We start from the raw sequence: 20,209 nt of genomic DNA, 5'->3' as shown, positions 1-20,209 counted from the left end.
GCACACTGACTTGGCAAAAACTGCCAATGGAGAGTCTCATGGCCACCATGAACATTTCGCTGACCGACCCGCTCAAGCAGTTCGTGGACGAGGAAGTGCGTGAAGGCGGCTATTCCAGTACGTCGGACTACGTGCGTGACCTGATCCGCCAGCGCCAGCGCAGCAAGGCTGAAGAGCTGCTCAAGCAGTTGATAGCCGAGGGGCTGGCTTCTGGGCCTGGCGTCCCGGTGACGGCCGACACATTCGAGCGCATGCGTCGTGAACTGACCGAAAGGATGGAGCGTGAAGGCGATTGAATGGCGACCCAGGGCCGAAGCCGACGCAGCCGATGCCGCACTGTGGTTCGCACGGCAGGGTGGGCTGATACTGGGTCGGCGCTTTCTCGCCGAGTTGGAGGCCACGCTTCAACGCATCGCGGTATTTCCAGGCTCGGGTTCCACCCGGCACGCCGACCTCGCAGCACAGCTACCGGTGCCGTTGCGGTTCATGCTGGTTCCGGGCGTCGAACGCTACCTCGTCTATTACCTCGATCTACCGGACCGCGTGGACATCATGCGCGTGTGGTGCGTTGATCGTGGTCTTGACGCACTGATGCAAGACATTTCCTGAAATTCAAACGCGTGGATTCGACCATGACCTTCCTCCCGCAACTCCGTATTCCCGCCACCTACATGCGTGGTGGCACCAGCAAGGGCGTGTTCTTCCGCCTGCAGGACCTGCCGGAAGCCGCGCAGGTGCCAGGTGCCGCACGCGATGCGCTGCTGATGCGCGTGATCGGCTCGCCCGATCCGTATGGCAAGCAGACCGACGGCATGGGCGGCGCCACCTCCAGCACCAGCAAGTGCGTGATCATTTCCACCGCCTCGGTGCCTGACCACGACGTGGACTACCTGTACGGCCAGGTCTCGATCGACACCGCCTTCGTCGACTGGAGCGGCAACTGCGGCAACCTCAGCACCGCGGTGGGTCCGTTCGCGATCGCCAATGGCCTGATCGATCCGTCCCGCGTGCCGCGCGATGGCCTGTGCACCGTGCGCATCTGGCAGGCCAACATCGGCAAGACCATCATCGCCCACGTGCCGATGCGCGACGGCGAAGTGCAGGAGACCGGTGATTTCGAGCTGGATGGCGTGACCTTCCCGGCCGCCGAGATCCAGCTGGAGTTCATCGATCCGTCCGATGACGGCGATGCGGGCGCGATGTTCCCGACCGGCAATCTGGTCGACACCCTGGACGTGCCGGGCGTGGGCAGTTTCGAGGTGACCATGATCACCGCCGGCATTCCGACCATCTTCCTCAATGCGACCGACCTGGGTTACACCGGCACCGAACTGCAGCCTGCGATCAACGAGGACAAGGGGGCGCTGGAGCGCTTCGAGAAGATCCGCGCCTACGGCGCCTTGCGCATGGGGCTGATCAAGAACCTGGAAGATGCGGCCACGCGCCAGCACACGCCGAAGGTGGCCTTCGTGGCACCGGCGCAGGATTACGTGTCGTCCAGTGGCAAGGCCATTCCGGCCTCGGCGATCGACCTGCATGCACGTGCGTTGTCGATGGGAAAGCTGCACCACGCGATGATGGGTACCGCTGCCGTGGCGATCGGTACCGCAGCAGCGATTCCGGGCACGCTGGTCAATCGCGCGGCCGGCGGTGGCGAACGTGAAGCGGTGACCTTCGGTCATCCCTCGGGCACGTTGCGCGTGGGCGCGCAGGCCGGTCTCGTTGACGGACAGTGGACGGTGACCAAGGCCATCATGAGCCGCAGCGCCCGTGTGCTGATGGAAGGCAAGGTGCGGGTGCCGGCCGAATAGTGCTCTGGTAGATGCCTACCGTGGTTGGCATGCAAGCGCCAACCAAGGTTGGCGACTGCCGGGACGCGCGGCCTGACCTGCTTTCCGGCGAGGAGATCGACGATGTCCGACAACCACACCCCATCCAACGAGCGTGCAGCGTGGGATGCGCTGCTGGTGGGCATCGTCGACTACGTGCGCGACGCGCGCATCGACTCACCCCTGGCGTTCCAGACCGCGCACCACTGCCTGCTCGACACGCTGGGCTGTGGCCTGGAAGCGCTGTCCTTCCCGGCCTGCAGCAAACTGCTTGGTCCACTGGTGCCGGGCATCAGCGTGGTCAACGGCGCGCGCGTTCCGGGTACGCACTATGTGCTGGACCCGGTGCAGGCCGCCTTCAACATCGGCGCGATGGTGCGCTGGTTGGATTTCAACGATACCTGGCTGGCGGCCGAATGGGGGCACCCTTCGGACAACCTGGGGGGCATCCTTGCCGTCTGCGATTGGCTGGGGCGCAACGCGCAGGCCCTGCGGCGCCCCCCGCCGACCGTGCGCGACGTGCTGCTGGCGATGATCAAGGCGCACGAGATCCAGGGCGTGCTGGCGCTGGAAAATTCCTTCAACCGGGTCGGGCTGGACCACGTAGTGCTGGTCAAAGTGGCCACCACCGCCGTGGTTGCGCAGCTGCTCGGCCTGGATCGCGAGCGCATGCTCAATGCGTTGTCGCTGGCCTGGGTCGATGGCCAGTCCCTGCGCACCTACCGGCACGCACCCAACACCGGCTCGCGCAAGAGCTGGGCAGCCGGCGACGCGACCAGCCGGGGCGTGCGCCTGGCGCTGATGGCGGCCAGTGGCGAGATGGGCTACCCCAGTGTGCTCAGCGCGCCGACCTGGGGCTTTGAAGCGGTGTCGATGCATGGCAAGGCACTGACGCTGGGGCGACCGCTGGGCAGCTACGTGATGGAGAACGTGCTGTTCAAGATCAGCTACCCGGCCGAGTTCCACGGCCAGACCGCGGTGGAGGCGGCCATCACGCTGCACCAGCAGTTGCGCGCGATGGGGCGGCGGGTCGAGGACATCGCGCATATCGCGATCCGGACCCAGGAGGCCTGCATCCGCATCATCGACAAGCAGGGCCCGCTGCATAACCCGGCCGACCGCGACCACTGCGTCCAGTACATGGTCGCCATCGCGCTGCTGCACGGGCGGCTGGTGGCCGAGGATTACGAGGACGACGTTGCAGCTGATCCGCGCATCGATGCCCTGCGGGCGAAGATGGCCTGCCATGAGGATCCGCAGCTCAGCGCCGACTACCTGGACCCGGGCAAGCGCAGCATCGCCAATGGCCTGGGCGTGCGCTTCAGCGACGGTACTGAGCTGCCCGAGGTACTGGTGGAGTACCCGCTCGGCCATGCCCGGCGCCGGGAGGAAGGCATTCCGCTGCTGATGGACAAGTTCCGCCGGCACCTGGCCCACCGCTTCCCGACAGTCCAGCAGCAGCGCATCCTGGCGGCATCACTGGACCCGGTAGCGCTGGCGGCAATGCCGGTGACCGACTACGTGGACCTGTACTTGCCGGGGTAGGGCCGCTCTGGTAGAGGCCAACCTTGGTTGGCATGTGGGGGGCGCCAACCAAGGTTGGCGGCTACCGGGTCCCGGGCGGAACCGGGTTTCCGACCGCCGGGGCGCCAACGCCTTGACGCGGCCTGCCTATAATGGCCACCTCGATCAAGGAGTGACGACATGAGCGGTCCGGCACGGCGGAAGCGGTGGGGATGGGCGGCGGCGGTACTGGCAGGAGGCCTGTTGCTGGGCCTGGCCGGCTGCCGCAACGACAGCGGGCAGCTGCCCAAGGCCAGTGGCGAGGCGATCACCACCAAGGCCGAGCAGGTGAAGGAATTCACCCTGCTGCGCGCCTACCCGGACCAGAAGAATGACGGCCTGTCGCTGGCGCTGGAGTTCTCGCGCCCGCTGGTCGGCACCCAGGATTTCGACACGCTGGTGCGCTTCGAGGAGAAGGTCGGCACCGAAGACAGCAGCTGGACGCTGTCCGATGACGGCCTGACCCTGCGCTACCCGTTCGTCGAGGCCGGCAAGGAGTTCAGCCTGGTGGTCTCGCCGGATCTGCTGGCCGCCGATGGCAGCCGCCTGGGCAAGGAACTGAAGCAGAAGGTGTTCAGCGGCGAGCTGAAGCCGGTGGTTGGCTTCGCCTCGCAGGGCAGCGTGCTGCCTGCCAAGGACAGCCGTGGCCTGCCGGTGGTCTCGGTGAACGTGCCGGAAGTCGACGTCGAATTCCTGCGCGTGCGCGAGAAGGATCTTCCGACCTTCTTCAGCCAGTACCAGCGCGGCGGCCGCCGTGGCAGCTGGGAGCTGAGCAGCGACTACGAGCGCAGCCCGATCAACAAGCTGGCCGAGCCGGTGTACGTCAACCGTTTCATCCTGGGGGGCAAGAAGAACGAGCGGGTGCTGACCTACCTGCCGACCCAGGACATCAAGGAACTGCAGGAGCCGGGCCTGTACTTCGCCCTGCTCAAGCGCACCGGTGACTACGAGGGCGAGTTCGATACCGCGTTCTTCTCGGTCAGCGACATCGGCCTGCATACCCGCGCCTACAAGGACAAGCTGTTCGTGCACACCGCCGGCCTCAAGGACGGCGCGCCGCTGAAGGGCATCGACCTGCGCGTGCTCGACGCCAAGGGCGAGGTGGTGCTGAAGGGCAGCACCGACGGCAACGGCAATGCGCTGCTGAACTACACCCTGGATGCCACCCACGTGCTGGTCGCCAGCAGTGGCAAGGACACCAGCTTCCTACCGTTCAACCAGCCGGCGCTGGACCTGAGCGAGTTCGCCGTGGCCGGCCGCGACAACGCGTGGTTCGATGTCTATGCCTGGTCCGGGCGCGACCTGTACCGCCCGGGCGAGACCGTGCGCCTGTCCGCGTTGCTGCGCGACAACGACGGCAAGCCGGTCAAGGCGCAACCGGTGTTCCTGCGGCTGAAGCAGCCCGACGGCAAGACCTTCCGCGAGACCCGCCTGCAGCCAGGCGACCAGGGCTACATCAATTTCGAGCAGGTGATCCCCGCCGAGGCGCCGACCGGCCGCTGGCAGCTCGAGTTCCGCACCGACCCGGCCAGCAAGGAAGCGATCCAGGGCATGACCCTGCGCATCGAGGAGTTCCTGCCCGAACGCATGAAGCTGGACCTGGACAGCGCGCAGAAGACGCTGAAGCCGGGTGAGGACCTGCGCCTGCAGGCCAATGGCGCCTACCTGTATGGCGCACCGGCCGATGGCAACCGCTTCACCGCACGCATGGCGGTGGCCGCCGAACAGAAGCCGGTGGACGGCCTGCCGGGCTATTTCTTCGGTGACCCGACCCTGCAGCTGCCGCGCGAGGCCAAGGACGTGATCGACACCACGCTGCCGGCCAATGGCCAGCTGCGCGAGGATGTGGCGTTGCCGGAAGAGGCCGCCAAGGCCAAGGCGCCGATCGCCGTGGTGCTGTCCGGCAGCCTGTATGAAACCGGCGGCCGCACAGTCACCCGCACCCTGAAGCGGGTAATGTGGCCCGCCAATGCGCTGGTCGGCGTGCGGCCGCTGTTCAACCCGGACGATGGCGCCGATTCCAACGGCAACGCGCGCTTCGAGCTGATGCGCGTGGATGCCGCTGGTACGCCACAGCCGGCCAAGGGCCTGAAGATCACCCTGGTGCGCGAGCTGCGCGACTACCACTGGACCTTCAACGACAACCGCTGGGATTACGATTTCACCCGCCGTTTCGAGAACAAGGAAACCCGAACCGTCGATGCCGGCAACAGCGCGGTCGCCTTTGATTTCCCGGTGGAGTGGGGCGAGTACCGGGTGGACGTGTTCGATCCGTCCACCGGCCTGACCAGCCGCTACCCGTTCCGTGCCGGCTGGAGCTGGGGCGATGACAACCGTGGCCTGGATGCACGCCCGGACAAGGTCAAGCTGGGCCTGGACAAGACCGGTTACAAGGCCGGTGACACCCTGGAGGTGACGGTGACCCCGCCGCACGCCGGCAAGGGCATCCTGATGGTCGAGACCGACCGCATGCTGTACGTGCAGGACATCGAGGCCAAGCCGGGGTCGACCTTCAAGATTCCGGTCACCGCCGACTGGGAACGCCACGACGTCTACATCACTGCGCTGGTGTTCCGTGGCGGCAGTGCGCCGAGCAAGATCACCCCGGCCCGTGCCGTGGGCGTGGTGCATGTGCCGATGGACCGCAAGGGCCGCACAGTGGCCGTCGGCCTGGTCGCGCCCAAGCAGATGCGGCCCGAGCAGGACCTGCCGGTAACCGTCAGTGCGCCGCAGCTGGCCGGCAAGACCGCGCACGTCACCGTTTCGGCGGTGGACGTGGGCATCCTCAACATCACCCGTTTCCCGGTGCCCGATGCCGGTGCACACTTCTTTGCCCAGCGTCGCCTCGGTATCGATGCCTACGACATCTACAGCCGGGTGATCGAGAGCTTCGATGGTGGCAGCGGCAAGCTGAAGTTCGGCGGCGACATGGCGCTGCAGGCATTGCCGCAGGCCAAGCGCCCGACCGCGCGCGTGCAGACCGTGGACCTGTTCTCCGGCCCGGTACAGCTCGATGCCAAGGGCAATGCCCGCATCCGCCTGAAAGTGCCGGACTTCAACGGCACCCTGCGCGTGTCGGCGCTGGTCTACAGCGATGACCAGTACGGCAAGCGCGACGTGGAAACCATAGTGCGCGCACCGATCCTGGCCGAAGCCAGCATGCCGCGCGTGCTGGCCCCGGGCGACCGCAGCACCGTGACCCTGGACGTGCAGAACTTCACCGGCAAGCCGGGCCAGTTCAACGTGAAGGTGGAAACCGAGGGCCCGTTGAACCTGGGCGAGGGCAGCCGCAGCGTGCAGTTGAATGCCGACGCCAAGACCACGCTGAGCTTCCCATTGTCGGCACGCGAAGGCCACAGCGTGGCCAAGGTGCGGGTGCGGGTGGACGGCAACGGCTTCAAGGCCGATCGCCGCTACGACCTGCCGGTGCGTGCGGCGTGGCCGCAGGTGCTGCGTTCGCAGGTGCGTACGCTCGATCCACTGGCGGCGGTCAGCCTCGACAACAGCCTGACCGATGGCCTGATGTCCGAGTCGGTCAATGCCCGCCTGCTGGTCAGCCCGCTGCCGCCGATTCCGTTCGCCAGTGCACTGCAGGGCGCGCTGAACTATCCATATGGCTGTGCCGAGCAGACCACCAGCAAGGGTTACGCCGCGCTGATCCTGGACCAGGCGACGTCGTCGATGCTCGGTGCCGACGGCCTGGATGCCAAGACCCGTCGCGAGCGCATGGAAGGTGCGTTCGGTCGCCTGGCGTCGATGCAGGTGGCCAACGGCAACTTCTCGATGTGGGGTGACGACGGCTACGTGAACCCGTGGCTGACGCCGTACATCACCGAGTTCCTGCTCGATGCCAAGGACGCCGGTTTTGCGGTGCCTGACAACGTGCTGCAGAAGGCGCTCAACCGCCTGAGCGAGGATCTGCTGTCCGGCGGCAATCAGTTCTACGGCCAGGATGACCGCGAGAAGCTGAAGTTCGCCAACCAGGCCTATTCGGGCTACGTGCTGGCCCGGGTCAACCGTGCGCCGCTGGGTACCCTGCGCACGCTGTACGACAACGAGCGCAGCAAGGCGGTGGGCGGCCTGTCGCTGGTCCACCTGGGCGTGGCGCTGTCACTGCAGGGCGATGCCAAGCGTGGCCAGGCCGCGCTGGCGGCGGCCTTCGCCAAGTCCAGCAGCGAGCGCCCGTCGTACTTCGGCGACTACGGCAGCGCGATCCGCGATGACGCGCTGATGATCGCGCTGACCCACGAGAACAAGTTGGCCAAGCCGGCCTGGGACGCGCGCGCGGTCGACCTCGGTCGTGGCCTGGATGCGCGCCGCAATGCCGGCTGGATGTGGCTGAGCACGCAGGAGCAGGTGGCGATTGCCCGCCTCGGCAAGGCGCTCGCCGCCAACCAGAAGGCGCTGGTAGCCGGTGAGCTGGTGATCGGTGGCACCACCGAAGCGATCGGCGAGCGCAAGCTGTTCGGACGCAACTTCAGCGCCAGCGAGCTGGCCAGTGGCGTGCGCTTCACCCCGCAGGGGCAACCGCCGATGTTCGCCAGCATCGACGTGGCCGGTATCCCGCGCAGTGCACCGGCACCGGACAACAGCGTAGTGGGTATTGAACGCAGTTACTTCGGTACCGATGGCAAGCCGTGGTCGCCGCGCCCGCTGAAGGAAGGCGAAGCGCTGATCGTGCGCGTCACCGTTACCGCCGACACCACGATGCCCGATGCACTGCTGACCGACCTGCTGCCGGCGGGCCTGGAGATCGAGAACTTCAACCTGGGCGATGCCAAGCAGTGGGCCGACGTGGTGGTCGATGGCATCACCATCAGCGACCGGGGTGAGGCCGCCGATACCAAGCACGAGGAGTTCCGCGACGACCGCTACGTGGCTGCGCTGAAGCTCTCGCGTGGCAGCAAGGCCAACGTGTTCTACCTGGTGCGCGCGGTGACCCCGGGTACCTACTCGGTGCCGCCGCCGCTGGTGGAGGACATGTACCGGCCGCAGCTACGCGGTGTCGGCCGCAGCAACCCGACCACGATCACGGTGGTACAGCCGTGACCGCGCGGACGGGCCGCGACGGCGCGGCCCGTCCTGCTGGCAACCCGCAATGAAGAACACGATGACGACCCGGCTGGCGACCCTGCGCCGCCGGTGGCGGCCGCTGTGGCCGTGGCTGCGCTGGGGCATGGCCGCTGCGCTGGCGCTGCTGCTGGTGCTGGATTTCGCCTTCCCGCCGCCGCTGCCGAAGCAGCGTGATACCAGCACACTGGTGGTGGCTGCCGACGGCACGCCATTGCGCGCGTTTGCCGATGCCGAGGGCGTGTGGCGCTATCCGGCCTCGATCGACAGCGTCTCACCGCTGTACCTGCAGGCGTTGCTGACCTATGAAGACCGCTGGTTCTGGCGCCATCCGGGCATCAACCCGCTGGCGATCCTGCGGGCCAGCGGCCAGCTGCTGCGCGGCGGCCGCATCGTGTCCGGTGGCTCGACCCTGACCATGCAGGTCGCGCGCATTCTCGATCCGCACTCACGCACCCCGTGGGGCAAGCTGAAGCAGATGCTGCGTGCGGTGCAGCTTGAGGTGCACCTGAGCAAGCAGCAGATCCTGGCCCTGTACCTGGAGCGTGCACCCTACGGCGGCACCATCGAAGGCGTGGAAGCGGCCAGCTGGGCCTATCTGGGCAAGCCGGCGGCGCAGCTGTCGCATGCCGAGGCTGCGCTGCTGGCGGTGCTGCCACAGGCGCCCAGCCGGCTGCGCCCGGACCGCCATCCGGAAGCTGCGCAGAAGGCGCGCGACAAGGTGCTGTCACGCATGGCCGAACTGGGCGCGTGGACACCGGAAGAAGTGGAGGATGCGCGCGTCGAGAATGTCGTGGCGCGTTCGCTGCGCCCTCCCTTGCACGCCGCGCTGCTGGCGCAGCGCCTGCACTCGGCGCATCCGGGCCAGGCACGCATCCAGAGCAGCATCGACATCGGCCTGCAGCGCACGCTGGAAGAGCGCGTGGCCAGCTATTTCTCGACGCTGCCCGAGCGTACCTCCGCGGCCCTGCTGGTGGTCGACAACCGGACCCTGCAGGCACGCGCCTATGTCGGCACATTGTCCTTCGGTGACCGCCAGCGGCTGGGTCACGTGGACATGGTGCAGGCCTGGCGTTCGCCAGGCTCCACGCTCAAGCCGTTCCTGTACGCGATGGCGCTGGACGATGGCCTGATCCATTCGGAAAGCCTGCTGGTCGATGCACCGCAGAGTTTCGGCAGCTACCGCCCCGGCAACTTCGACATGGCCTTCAATGGGCCCATCGGTGCCTCCAGCGCATTGCGGCTGTCGCTCAACGTACCGTCGGTGGACCTGCTGCAGCGGGTCGGCGCGGCGCGCTTCGCTGCCCGCCTGTCGCACGCCGGGATCCAGCTGCGCTTCCCGCCGGGCAGTACGCCCAACTTGTCGCTGATCCTGGGCGGCACCGGCGCGCGCCTGGAAGACCTGGTCGGCGCGTTCGCCGCGCTCAACCGGAGCGGTATCGCCGGCCGCGTGCGTTATACCGACGACGAGCCCATGATCGAGCGGCGCCTGGCCTCGCCGGGCGCCAGCTGGATCGTGCGCGAGATGCTCGAATCAAACCCGCGCCCGGGATACAGCGCCGGGACGTTCGATGTCGGTGGCCGCCCGCGCGTGGCGTGGAAGACCGGCACCAGTTACGGGTACCGCGATGCGTGGGCGATCGGCAGTACCCGCCACTACACGGTGGGCGTGTGGGTGGGCCGGCCGGACGGTACTCCGTTGCCGGGCCAGTACGGCGCGGTCACCGCGCTGCCGCTGATGTTCGAAGTGGTGGACAGCCTGCCGCGCCAGCGTGGTGATTCGGCGGCCGCGCCGATGCCGGCCAGTGTCAGCCAGGAAGACATCTGCTGGCCCACTGGCGAACGTGCCGAGGGACTGCCGGCTGCACTGTGCCAGCGCAGGATGCCAGCCTACCTGCTCGATGGCGTCGCACCGCCGACCTTCCCGGAGCGCGAGGCGCGGCGCTGGCAGCCGGGGCGTCAACGTTACCTGGCCGATGCGCGGACCGGTCTGCGTGTCTCCGCTGATTGCCGTTTGCCGCATGAGGAAGTCGCGCGTGAGATCGCGCGCTGGCCGGCGCTGTTGTCGCCGTGGCTGCCCAAGGCCACGCGCGACGCCTCGCAGCTGCCGGCGCTGTCGCCGGACTGCCGTGATGATGGCCGGGAGGCCAGCGTCGCGCTGCACATCGATGGCCTCAATGATGGCGCCGCACTGGCGCGTGCCCCCAACGCCGAACATGGCGTACGCCTGCAGCTGCGCGCGCTGGGCAGCGAGCAGGCGGTGGACTGGTTGCTGGACGGCCGCTGGATCGCGCAGACCCACGGCGCGCAGTTGATGCAGCGCGAGTTCGCCGATCCCGGGGCGCATACCCTGACCGCCTTGGCCGCGGACGGCGCGTGGACCCAGGTACGGTTCAACGTGCTGCGGTAGGTGCCGACCTTGGTCGCCGCTTTCCGTATATTTGCGACGCTGTTGTAGAGCCGAGCCCATGCTCGGCTGCTCTTGCGACGTGCGTGGTGCAGTCAGCCGAGCATGGGCTCGGCTCTACAACGCGGCAGATGGCAGCGAGCGTGTGGCGTAACCGCTATTCTCCGATCCACCCATCCAGCAGATCGGCGAACTCGTCGGCGTGTTCCTCTTCCTGCGCCAGGATCTCTTCGAGGATGCGCTTGGTGGTGGTATCGCGGTCGCCGATGAAGTTGATCATCTCGCGGTAGCTGTCGATGGCGATGCGTTCGGCCACCAGGTTCTCGCGGACCATGTCGCGCAGGTCGCTGCCTTCCTTGTATTCGGCATGCGAGCGCGCGGTCAGCGTATCCGGGTTGAAGTCGGGCTCGCCGCCGAGCTGCACGATGCGCTCGGCCAGCTTGCCGGCATGCGCCTGTTCCTGCTGTGCATGTTCAAGGAACTCGGCTTTCACCGCGTCGGCCAGCATGCCCTTGGCCATGAAGTAGTGCCGGTAGTAGCGCAACACGCACACGTACTCGGTGGCCAGTGCGTCGTTGAGTAGCTTGATCACCACCTTGCGGTCGGCGCTGTAGCTGTCGGTGATCGCACCATCCTCGATGTTGCGCCGGGCGCGCTCGCGCAGCGCCGTGCGCTCGCTGATGCCGGGAATCTGCGCGGCGGGCTTGGGGGCTTTGGCTGGCTTGCTGGACATGGCTGGCCGTTTCCTCTTGCGGTGGGAGATCAGGTGGGCAGGTGCTCCAGCACGTAGTCGGCCGAAGACACTTCGAATTGACCGGGCTGTTCAACCCAGGCGGCGCGGACCACGCCGTCGACCACGTACAGGGCGAAACGGCGCGCGCGGATGCCCATGCCCGAGGCACTGGCGTCGAGCTCCAGGCCGAGCGCGCGGGTCAGTTCGGCATTGCCGTCGGACAGCATCAGCAGGCCGTCGGGCACGTGCTGATCGGCGGCCCAGGCCTTCATCACGAACGGGTCGTTGACGGCCATGCAGTAGACATCGATGCCGCGCTGGCGGAAGGCCTCGAATTTCTCGACGTAGCCGGGCAGGTGGCGGGCCGAGCACGTCGGCGTGAACGCGCCGGGCACGGCGAACAGCACCACCTTGCGCGCGTCGAACAGCGAATGCGTATCAAGCGTTTCAATGCCCTCGCGGATGCGCTTGAGGGTCACTTCCGGAATGCGGTCGCCGACATGGATGGTCATGGGGGAACTCCTTGCTGGGGCAGCGTAGTGGGCCGGATGGGACAGGGACGTCAAGACATTGGAAAACCGGCGTGCAGGCCCCATCTTCAGGCTTTGCGGAGCGGGCTTCCAGCCATAGCCTGGGGCAGGGCGATGGCAACCGCATTGCGCAGGATCAGTCGGCCTCACTGGCGCCGCACGAGGGGCGGCGGAGCATCGCCGGCGCGTAGAATGAACCCGGGGCGGCGCCACCGGCGCGGCCGAAGCAGATCGAGGTAGCTGGATGGAATTCAAGGATTACTACGCCACCCTGGGGGTGGAACCGAGCGCGGGCGAGGCGGAGATCAAGACCGCCTACCGGCGGCTGGCACGCAAGTACCACCCGGACGTCAGCAAGGAAGCCGGGGCGGAGGACAAGTTCAAGGCGGTCAACGAGGCCTACGAGGCGCTGCGCGATCCGGAAAAGCGCGCGGCCTACGACCAGCTGCGCGCGCAGGGCTATCGCCCGGGCGAGGAGTTCAACGTGCCGCCGAACTACGGCGGCGCCGGTGGTTTCAACTTCGAGGAAGTGTTCGGGGGTGGTGGCGCCAACGGCGGCTTCAGCGACTTCTTCGAAAGCCTGTTCGCGCGCCAGCGCGGCGGTGCCGGTCCTGGCCCGGGGTTCAGCAGCCAGGGCCATGCCCCCAACCGCGACACCCGTGCCAAGCTGTCGGTACCGTTGGAAGCAGCCTACAGCGGCGACAGCCTGCGCATCACCGTCAACGGCAAGCAGCTGGACGTGCGCGTGCCCAAGGGCATCCGTCCGGGCCAGGTGATCCGCCTGGCGGGGCAGGGCAACCATGGCGGCAACCTGCTGCTGGAAGTGGAGTACGCCGCACACCCGCAGTTCGAGGTCGATGGCCGCAACATCCTCTACACCTTGCCGGTCACGCCGTGGCAGGCCGCGCTGGGCACCAGCATCAGCGTGCCGACCCTGGGCGGCGCGGTGGAACTGAAGATCCCGGCCGATTCGGATGCCGGGCGCAAGCTGCGCCTGCGCGGGCGGGGCCTGCCGGGCAATCCGGAGGGCGACCAGATCGTCGAGATCGAGATCGTGGCCCCGGCCGCGACCGACGAGGCGCAGAAGAAGGCCTACCGGAACCTGGCCAAGGCGTTTGGCGAGACGATCTGAGACGCCTTCCGGTAGTGCCGGCCGCTGGCCGGCTGAGGTTTGATTGCCGGCCAGCGGCCGGCACTACCGCGCACGGCTCAGCCCTGCCCGGCGAACACGCGCTCCAGCACTTCGGACAGCTCGTCTTCCGAGAACGGCTTGGTGATGTAGGCCTTGGCGCCCTGGCGCATGCCCCACATGCGATCGGTGTCCTGGTCCTTGGTGGTCACCAGGATCACCGGGATATGTCGGGTCGCCTCGTCGCGGGCGAGGGTGCGGGTGGCCTGGAAGCCGTTGAGATTGGGCATCACCACGTCCATCAGGACCAGGTCGGGCAGCTCGGCCTTGGCGGTTTCGACCCCGGCCGCGCCATCGGTGGCGGTCAGGATCTGGTGCCCGAGCTTCTCGACGATGCGCTGTATGCCCAACAGCTGCGACGGTGAGTCGTCGACGATCAGAATGCGTGCCATGTTGTTCCCCATGTAATGCCCGCAGTGTAGTGCGGGCTCATTACCGGCGGGAGGGGCGCATCTGCCGTCCGTCGCCTGCCTGCGACGTTCAGTCGATCCGCACCACGGTGCGGCCCAGCGATCCGCCCGCCAGCATCCGCTCGAACACGGCCGGCAGGCCATCGAGGCCGACCTCCGCGGTACAGATGCGGTCCAGGTGCTGCGGTTTCCATTCGTTGCCCAGTCGCGCCCAGACGTCCTCGCGCAGCCCGCGTGGCGCATTGGCCGAAGACACGCCCAGCAGCGACACACCACGCAGGATGAACGGCATCACCGTCATGTCCAGGGTCGGGCTGGCCGCCAGGCCGGCACTGACCACGCTGCCGTAGGGCGTGGTCTGCGCCAGCAGGCTGGCGAGCATGGCGCCGCCGGCATTGTCCAGGCCCCCGCCGAAGCGCGCGGTCTGCAACGGGCCGGTATCGGCCAAGGCCTCGCGTGGCAGAACCTCGCTGGCGCCGATGTCGCGCAGGAAGCGGGCCTGCTCCGGCTTGCCGCTGACGGCGTGCACGGTATAGCCGGCGCGGCTGAAGATCGACAGTGCCAGCGCACCGACACCGCCGCTGGCGCCGGTGACCGCCAGCGGTCCAAGCTCCGGGCTCTGCCGGTTGTCCTGCATGCGCAGCAGCGCCAACGCCGCGGTGAAGCCGGCGGTGCCCAGCACCATCGCCTCGCGTGGGCTCAGCCCGGCCGGCTGGGCGATCACCGCACGCGACTCCAGCCGCACATACTGGCTGTAGCCGCCGTCGCGGGTCTCGCTGAGGCCGCAGCCGGTGGCCAGCACCGCGTCGCCTTCACGCCATTCCGGATCGGTGCTGGCGACCACGGTGCCGGCTACGTCGATGCCCCCCACCAGCGGGAAGCGGCGCAGGATCTTTCCCTTGCCGGTGCCGGCCAGGGCGTCCTTGTAGTTGACCGAGGACCAGCTGGCGCGGATCAGAACCTGGCCGGGGCTGAGGTCTTCGACCTTGAGCTGGGCCAGGCCGCTGCGGTAACCGGCGTCGTCGTTTTCGATGCGGAAGGCGGTGAACGGGGTGGTGGGGGCCATCGGCATTGCCTGACTTCGAGGAAAACGCCACCTTACCCCGTTGCCCCCCTTTCGATCCTGCCAATCCGCCCCATCTTGTATGATCAGTAATGGTTTCACGGCTGGCGCCGCGGGAAGGGCCCGCGCCGCAGCCCACATCTTGATGGAGCGTGCATGGCCTGGAATACACCCGGCGGCAACAAGGGCGGACAAGGCCCCGAGGACAATCGACGCGGGCCGTTCGGGTCGCGCGGCGGTGGCAATGGTGGTGGCTGGGGCGGATTGCCCGGGCCGCTGAAGGACCTGTTCGACGGCGGCATCGTGCGTTGGGTGGTGGCGGCCGTTGTGCTGCTGGTGCTGTTCTCCAGCTTCCAGCTGATCGGTGAACAGCAGCGTGGCGTGGTCCTGCGCTTCGGCCAGTTCTCGCGCATCCTGCAGCCCGGCCCGAACTTCAAGCTGCCGTGGCCGATCGAATCGGTCACCAAGGTCAACGCCACCGAGATCAAGACGTTCTCGATCCAGGTGCCGGTGCTGACCCGGGACGAGAACATCGTCAACGTCTCGCTGAACGTCCAGTACCGCATCGATGACCCGCAGCAGTACCTGTTCGGCACTGTCGATGCGGACCAGGTGCTGGAGCAGTCGGCGCAGAGCGCGGTGCGCGAGGAAGTCGGCCGTGCCGACCTCAACGCTGTACTGAACAATCGTGGCCCGCTGGCCGTGGCTGCCGAGGAGCGCCTGCAGGCGCTGCTGAAGGCGTTCAAGACCGGCCTGACCGTGACCGGCCTGACCCTGCAGGACGCCCGTCCGCCGGAAGAAGTGAAGCCGGCCTTCGACGAAGTCAACGGTGCCCAGCAGGTCAAGGAACGCCTGATCAACGAAGCCCAGGCCTACGCTGCCAAGGTCGTGCCGGAAGCCCGAGGCCAGGCCTCGCGCGCCCGTACCACCGCCGAAGGCTACAAGCAGGCCGCGGTGTCCAAGGCCGAGGGTGACGCGCAGCGCTTCAGCCTGTTGCAGGCCCAGTACAAGGACGCCCCGGAAGTGACCCGCAAGCGCCTGTGGCTGGAAACCGTGCAGCAGGTGCTGAGCGAGAACCGCAAGGTGATCGGCGGCGATGGCCGCCAGCTGATCTACGTGCCGATGACCGGCGATACCCGTCCCACCACCTCGGCCCCGGCCGCAGTGGCGAACCCGGACGTGGTGATGCCATCGCTGCCGGGTGCAGCGGTGGAAGCTTCCCGTGATCCGGGCCGGCCGGTGGGCCGCCCGACCGGGCGACCGAGCGGCCGTGAGGAGGGCAGCCGATGAAGAGTCCTATCTGGATCGCCGTGATCGTGGCGGTGGTGCTGGGCCTGCTCGGCTCGGTGTACGTGGTCCGTGAGGACCAGACCGCCATGGTGCTGAACCTGGGCAAGGTGGTGCGTTCGGACATCAAGCCGGGCCTGCACTTCAAGGTGCCGGTGGTGGAAACGGTGAAGGTCTTCGACCGCCGCTTCCAGGTGCTCGACACCGCGCCTGCGCGCTACTTCACCGCCGAGCAGAAGGACGTCAGCGTCGACTTCTTCGCCATCGGCTACATCTCCAACGTAGGTGACTACTTCCGTGCCACCGGCGGCGACCCGCGTGTGGCCAACGCCCGCCTGGCGCCGATCATCACCGACTCGCTGCGCAACCAGATCAACTCGCGCACCCTGCAGCAGCTGGTGTCCGGCGACCGCAGCGAGCTGATCGCCGAGCAGCTGAAGGGGATCAACGAGGCGGTGGCCGGCCTCGGCATGCAGATGATCGACCTGCGCATCAAGCAGGTGGACCTGCCGACCGACAGCCAGGTGATCAACGATGTGTACGAGCGCATGCGCGCCCAGCGCAAGCAGGAAGCGGCCAAGCTGCGTGCAGAGGGCGAGGAGCAGTCGCTGACCATCCGTGCCCAGGCCGACCGCGACAGCACCGTGCTGATCGCCGAGGCCGAGCGTGATGCACAGCGCCTGCGCGGTGAAGGCGATGCCGAGGCGGCCCGCATCTACGGCAAGGCCGGCTCGGCTGATCCGTCGTTCTACGCCTTCTACCGCAGCCTGGAGGCCTACCGTGGCTCCATGACCGACGGCAATGGCGTGATCGTGCTCGACAAGAACGACCCGTTCCTGCAGTACCTGAAGAACGACCGCTGAGGTCGCAGGGCACTACCCCACGGGGCCCGGCCAGACGCCGGGCCCCGTGCTTTTTCCGGAGTCCCCCATGAAAGATCTGTTCGCCGCCGTCTGCCTGGTCGCGGTGCTGGAAGGCCTGTTCCTGTTCGTGGCGCCGTTCGCCTGGAAGCGCATGGCCGAACGCCTGCTGGACCTGCCCAGCCCGGCCCTGCGCAGCTTCGGCGGGCTGGTGCTGCTGGCCGGCCTGAGCCTGCTGTGGTGGGCGCGGCACTGACCCCGCCCTGTAGCGTCCGAGCCCATGCTCGGGCGGCGCCGCGCAGCGGCGGGAAGGCAGCCGAGCATGGGCTCGGTTCTACATGAGACGCCGGCCTGACCGGCCGGTGAAGCCGCCGGTCGGAAAGGTGGCACCGGACCCCGGAAACCCGGATAATGCACAAAAGCCGGACGGGCCTCCCCGTTCGGCTTTTTCCGTGTCTGGGCCTTCCATCGCCGGCTGCTCCCCGTTTGGAGCCGCCCTCCAGGTGCTGGCCAGCCCCGCCACGGTTTACCCGTCCGCGGCCCCGATGGCCGCAACAAACCGAGGAGCCCGTCATGGGTCAGTCTGTCGTAGTGTTGGGTGCCCAGTGGGGCGATGAAGGCAAGGGCAAGATCGTCGATCTGCTCACTGAGGAAATCGGCGCTGTCGTGCGCTTCCAGGGCGGCCACAACGCCGGCCACACCCTGGTCATCAACGGCAAGAAGACCGTCCTGCACCTGATCCCGTCGGGCATCCTGCGTGACGACGCGCTGTGCCTGATCGGCAACGGCGTGGTGATCTCGCCGGCCGCGCTGCAGAAGGAAATCGCCGAGCTGGAAGCCTCCGGCGTGGAAGTGCGTTCGCGCCTGAAGATCTCCCCGGCCGCGCCGCTGATCATGCCGTACCACATCGCCCTGGACCAGGCGCGCGAGCGCGCTGCCGGTGGCAAGGCGATCGGCACCACCGGTCGTGGCATCGGCCCGGCCTACGAAGACAAGGTGGCGCGCCGCGGCATCCGCATCGCCGACCTGCATTACCCGAAGCAGCTGGAAGAACTGCTGCGCACCGCGCTGGATTACCACAACTTCGTGCTGACCAAGTATCTGAACACCGATGCGGTCGACTTCCAGAAGACCTTCGACGAAGCGCTGGCGTTCGGCGAATACGTGCAGCCGATGAAGTCCGACGTGGCCGGCATCCTGCACGACCTGCGCAAGCAGGGTAAGCGCGTGCTGTTCGAAGGCGCGCAGGGTGCGCTGCTGGACATCGACCACGGTACCTACCCGTATGTCACCAGCTCCAACACCACCGTCGGTGGTGCGCTGGCCGGTTCCGGCGTCGGCGCCGATTCGATCGACTACGTGCTGGGCATCGCCAAGGCCTACGCCACCCGCGTCGGCGGCGGCCCGTTCCCGACCGAACTGGACGACGAAGTCGGCCAGGGCATCCGTGACCGCGGCGCCGAATACGGCGCATCGACCGGCCGCCCGCGTCGCTGCGGCTGGATGGACATCGTCGCGCTGAAGCGCGCGGTGGCCATCAACGGCATCAGCGGCCTGTGCATCACCAAGCTGGACGTGCTGGACGGCATGGAAAAGCTGAAGGTCTGCATCGCCTACGAATACAACGGCAAGCGCACCGAGTACGCGCCGCTGGACGCACAGGGCTGGGAAGAATGCACTCCGGTGTACCTGGAGTTCCCGGGCTGGAGCGAGAACACCCACGGCATCACCCAGTGGGACGACCTGCCGCCGGCCGCACGCGCCTACCTGCGTTCGCTGGAAGAGCTGGCCGGCTGCCCGATCAGCATCGTCTCCACCGGCCCGGACCGCGACCACACCATGGTCCTGCAGGATCCGTTTGCCTGAGTGCGTGACCGGTAGCGCTGGGCCATGCCTGGCGTCGCAGAAGGAAGAAGCCCCGCGAACGCGGGGCTTTTTCGTTACTGTGTCGCCAGTGCCGGCGAGGAAGCGAAGCGATGACCAGGATGTCAGCGTGAAAGGCGAGACCGTGGTGCGGGTCACCCTGTGGGTGTTGTGGAGCCTGTGGGTCATCGCCTGCGCGGTTCTGGCGCTCGGCGCCATCGCCAACCATCTGGCCTCGCGTACCCAGACCCTGCCGCTGCTGCTCAGCCCCGGCGCGACGGCCGAGGTGACGGTCTACCGCTTCATTGATGACCAACTGCGGCTGCGACTGCGGTATGCCGCAGACGGTACTGAGGCTGACCCTGAAGTGCTGCTGCGCATCGACACTCCCACCGATCATGGGGACTTCCGCGCAGGAGAGCGTTCGGGAGTGGCCGGGCAGGGTATCAACCGCAGGCTGGCATCGGTTGAGTCCAGCGGGCTCATGGCGTCCTACTTTGGATATGGCCGCGGTGATGCATTGCCACGCGGACGCTCATGGCTGCGGGTAACCGTACTGGAGGTGGACCCGGCGCTGGCGGGCAGGGCGGCCGTGATCGAATTGCAGCCCCCGCTGGACCTGCTGAAGCTGACCGACCTGGATTACGTCTGGCTGTGGCCGTTCTTTTTCTGGAAGGTGGCGGCACTGTTCCTGCTGATTCCCGGGGGTGCGTTGGCGGTGTTCACGTTCACCTTGCGGCGCTGGCAGCGCCGGGCGTCGAAGCAGCCGATTTCAGCAGCGGATACGGATTGATCGACTCTCCCTTCCACCACTGCTTCTCTGGCCCCAGCACATGCACCTCGAAATGCAGGTGCGGGGCATGGGCGCTGGCGTTGCCAGTGCTGCCGACGTAGCCGATCACCTCCCCGCGCTTGATCACCTGCTTCTCGGCCAGGCCATCGGCGTAGCGTTGCAGGTGCGCGTAGTAGTAGCACCAGCGTCCGCTGGGCTCGAACTGGTAGATCGTCAGCCCGCCGCGCTCACTGTCGAACAGTTTCTCCACCGTGCCATCGGCCGCCGCCAGCACCGGCGTACCGGCATCGGCCATGATGTCGATGGCATCGTGTACGCGGCCCTCGCTGCGTGCATCGGTGAAGGTATCGCGCAGCTGCGAGGGCAGGATGCCCTGCACCGGCAGCAGTAACCCGGGCGGTGCATCCGGAGCCTGCGCGGCCGACGGCGCGGTGGAGGCGGGTTGGGCTGTTGCGCCTGGCGCTACCGGTTCCGTCACCGGCGCGGCGGCTACCGTCGATGGCGCTTCCGGCAGCGAGGCGGCTACCGGCTCGCCTGCATCGCGGTGCAGCCACCAACCTGCACCCAGTCCCAGCAGAACACCCAGCACGATCAGCTGCGAAAGACGCATCG

17 protein-coding genes are annotated in these 20,209 nt (G+C 67.4%); 12 read left to right on the top strand and 5 right to left on the bottom strand.

The features are described 5' to 3' along the window. Positions 1-38 precede the first annotated feature (38 nt). The 6 genes from AB839_RS07290 (at position 39) to pbpC (ending at position 10,872) form a co-directional block, all read left to right on the top strand. Complete coding sequence (locus AB839_RS07290) at positions 39-296, top strand: type II toxin-antitoxin system ParD family antitoxin (protein ID WP_019338677.1); 258 nt, start codon at positions 39-41, stop codon at positions 294-296. Beyond that, positions 283-609 (top strand): type II toxin-antitoxin system RelE/ParE family toxin, encoded by a 327-nt coding sequence (locus AB839_RS07285; RefSeq protein ID WP_061478855.1) that lies wholly within the window; start codon positions 283-285, stop codon positions 607-609. Before AB839_RS07290 ends, AB839_RS07285 begins: the two co-directional genes overlap by 14 nt. A gap of 23 nt (positions 610-632) precedes the next feature. Beyond that, a complete protein-coding gene (gene prpF, locus AB839_RS07280) occupies positions 633-1,811 on the top strand; it encodes a 2-methylaconitate cis-trans isomerase PrpF (protein ID WP_058981167.1) in 1,179 nt (392 codons plus the stop codon). A gap of 102 nt (positions 1,812-1,913) precedes the next feature. Continuing rightward, positions 1,914-3,374 (top strand): bifunctional 2-methylcitrate dehydratase/aconitate hydratase, encoded by a 1,461-nt coding sequence (locus AB839_RS07275; RefSeq protein ID WP_061478854.1) that lies wholly within the window; start codon positions 1,914-1,916, stop codon positions 3,372-3,374. A 159-nt stretch (positions 3,375-3,533) separates the two neighbouring features. After that, positions 3,534-8,441, top strand: a complete 4,908-nt coding sequence (locus tag AB839_RS07270) for an alpha-2-macroglobulin (protein ID WP_061478853.1) — start codon at positions 3,534-3,536, stop codon at positions 8,439-8,441. A gap of 49 nt (positions 8,442-8,490) precedes the next feature. Next, entirely contained in the window at positions 8,491-10,872 is a 2,382-nt protein-coding gene (gene pbpC, locus AB839_RS07265) for a penicillin-binding protein 1C (protein ID WP_061478852.1), read from the top strand. Positions 10,873-11,026: 154 nt separating this feature from the next. On the opposite strand, the gene AB839_RS07260 is transcribed toward pbpC, so the two are convergent. Beyond that, positions 11,027-11,602, bottom strand: a complete 576-nt coding sequence (locus tag AB839_RS07260) for a ferritin-like domain-containing protein (protein ID WP_061478851.1) — start codon at positions 11,600-11,602, stop codon at positions 11,027-11,029. 29 nt (positions 11,603-11,631) lie between these two features. Further along, on the bottom strand, positions 11,632-12,114 hold the full coding sequence (locus AB839_RS07255; RefSeq protein ID WP_061478850.1) for a peroxiredoxin: 483 nt from the start codon (positions 12,112-12,114) through the stop codon (positions 11,632-11,634). 262 nt (positions 12,115-12,376) lie between these two features. On the opposite strand from AB839_RS07255, the gene AB839_RS07250 reads away from it, so the two are divergent. Continuing rightward, positions 12,377-13,264: a DnaJ C-terminal domain-containing protein gene (locus AB839_RS07250; RefSeq protein ID WP_061478849.1), complete on the top strand. Its 888-nt coding sequence runs from the start codon at positions 12,377-12,379 to the stop codon at positions 13,262-13,264. A 77-nt stretch (positions 13,265-13,341) separates the two neighbouring features. On the opposite strand, the gene pilH is transcribed toward AB839_RS07250, so the two are convergent. Then, positions 13,342-13,713, bottom strand: coding sequence for a twitching motility response regulator PilH (pilH, locus tag AB839_RS07245; protein WP_005410644.1), 372 nt, complete (start codon positions 13,711-13,713; stop codon positions 13,342-13,344). An 88-nt stretch (positions 13,714-13,801) separates the two neighbouring features. After that, a complete protein-coding gene (locus AB839_RS07240) occupies positions 13,802-14,797 on the bottom strand; it encodes a YhdH/YhfP family quinone oxidoreductase (RefSeq protein ID WP_061478848.1) in 996 nt (331 codons plus the stop codon). 153 nt (positions 14,798-14,950) lie between these two features. Between AB839_RS07240 and hflK the strand changes: the two genes are divergently transcribed. The 5 genes from hflK to AB839_RS07215 all read left to right on the top strand — a co-directional run bounded on the left by hflK (position 14,951) and on the right by AB839_RS07215 (position 19,597). Next, positions 14,951-16,084: an FtsH protease activity modulator HflK gene (gene hflK, locus AB839_RS07235; RefSeq protein ID WP_049413452.1), complete on the top strand. Its 1,134-nt coding sequence runs from the start codon at positions 14,951-14,953 to the stop codon at positions 16,082-16,084. Continuing rightward, a complete protein-coding gene (locus AB839_RS07230) occupies positions 16,081-16,944 on the top strand; it encodes a protease modulator HflC (RefSeq protein WP_019660037.1) in 864 nt (287 codons plus the stop codon). Before hflK ends, AB839_RS07230 begins: the two co-directional genes overlap by 4 nt. A 67-nt stretch (positions 16,945-17,011) precedes the next feature. Beyond that, complete coding sequence (locus tag AB839_RS07225) at positions 17,012-17,197, top strand: DUF2065 family protein (RefSeq protein WP_005410640.1); 186 nt, start codon at positions 17,012-17,014, stop codon at positions 17,195-17,197. Between the two features lie 317 nt (positions 17,198-17,514). After that, a complete protein-coding gene (locus AB839_RS07220) occupies positions 17,515-18,807 on the top strand; it encodes an adenylosuccinate synthase (RefSeq protein WP_014648029.1) in 1,293 nt (430 codons plus the stop codon). Positions 18,808-18,934: 127 nt separating this feature from the next. Beyond that, positions 18,935-19,597: a hypothetical protein gene (locus AB839_RS07215; protein ID WP_049410388.1), complete on the top strand. Its 663-nt coding sequence runs from the start codon at positions 18,935-18,937 to the stop codon at positions 19,595-19,597. On the opposite strand, the gene AB839_RS07210 is transcribed toward AB839_RS07215, so the two are convergent. Further along, entirely contained in the window at positions 19,533-20,207 is a 675-nt protein-coding gene (locus tag AB839_RS07210; RefSeq protein WP_061478847.1) for a M23 family metallopeptidase, read from the bottom strand. The genes AB839_RS07215 and AB839_RS07210 overlap by 65 nt on opposite strands. Between the last annotated feature and the right edge of the window lie 2 nt (positions 20,208-20,209).

Origin of the sequence: Stenotrophomonas sp. DDT-1 (assembly GCF_001580555.1) — a bacterium.
Taxonomy (GTDB): Bacteria; Pseudomonadota; Gammaproteobacteria; order Xanthomonadales; family Xanthomonadaceae; genus Stenotrophomonas; species Stenotrophomonas sepilia.
Note: the sequence above shows the minus strand (reverse complement) of the source record. Positions and strands in the feature narration are given on the sequence as shown.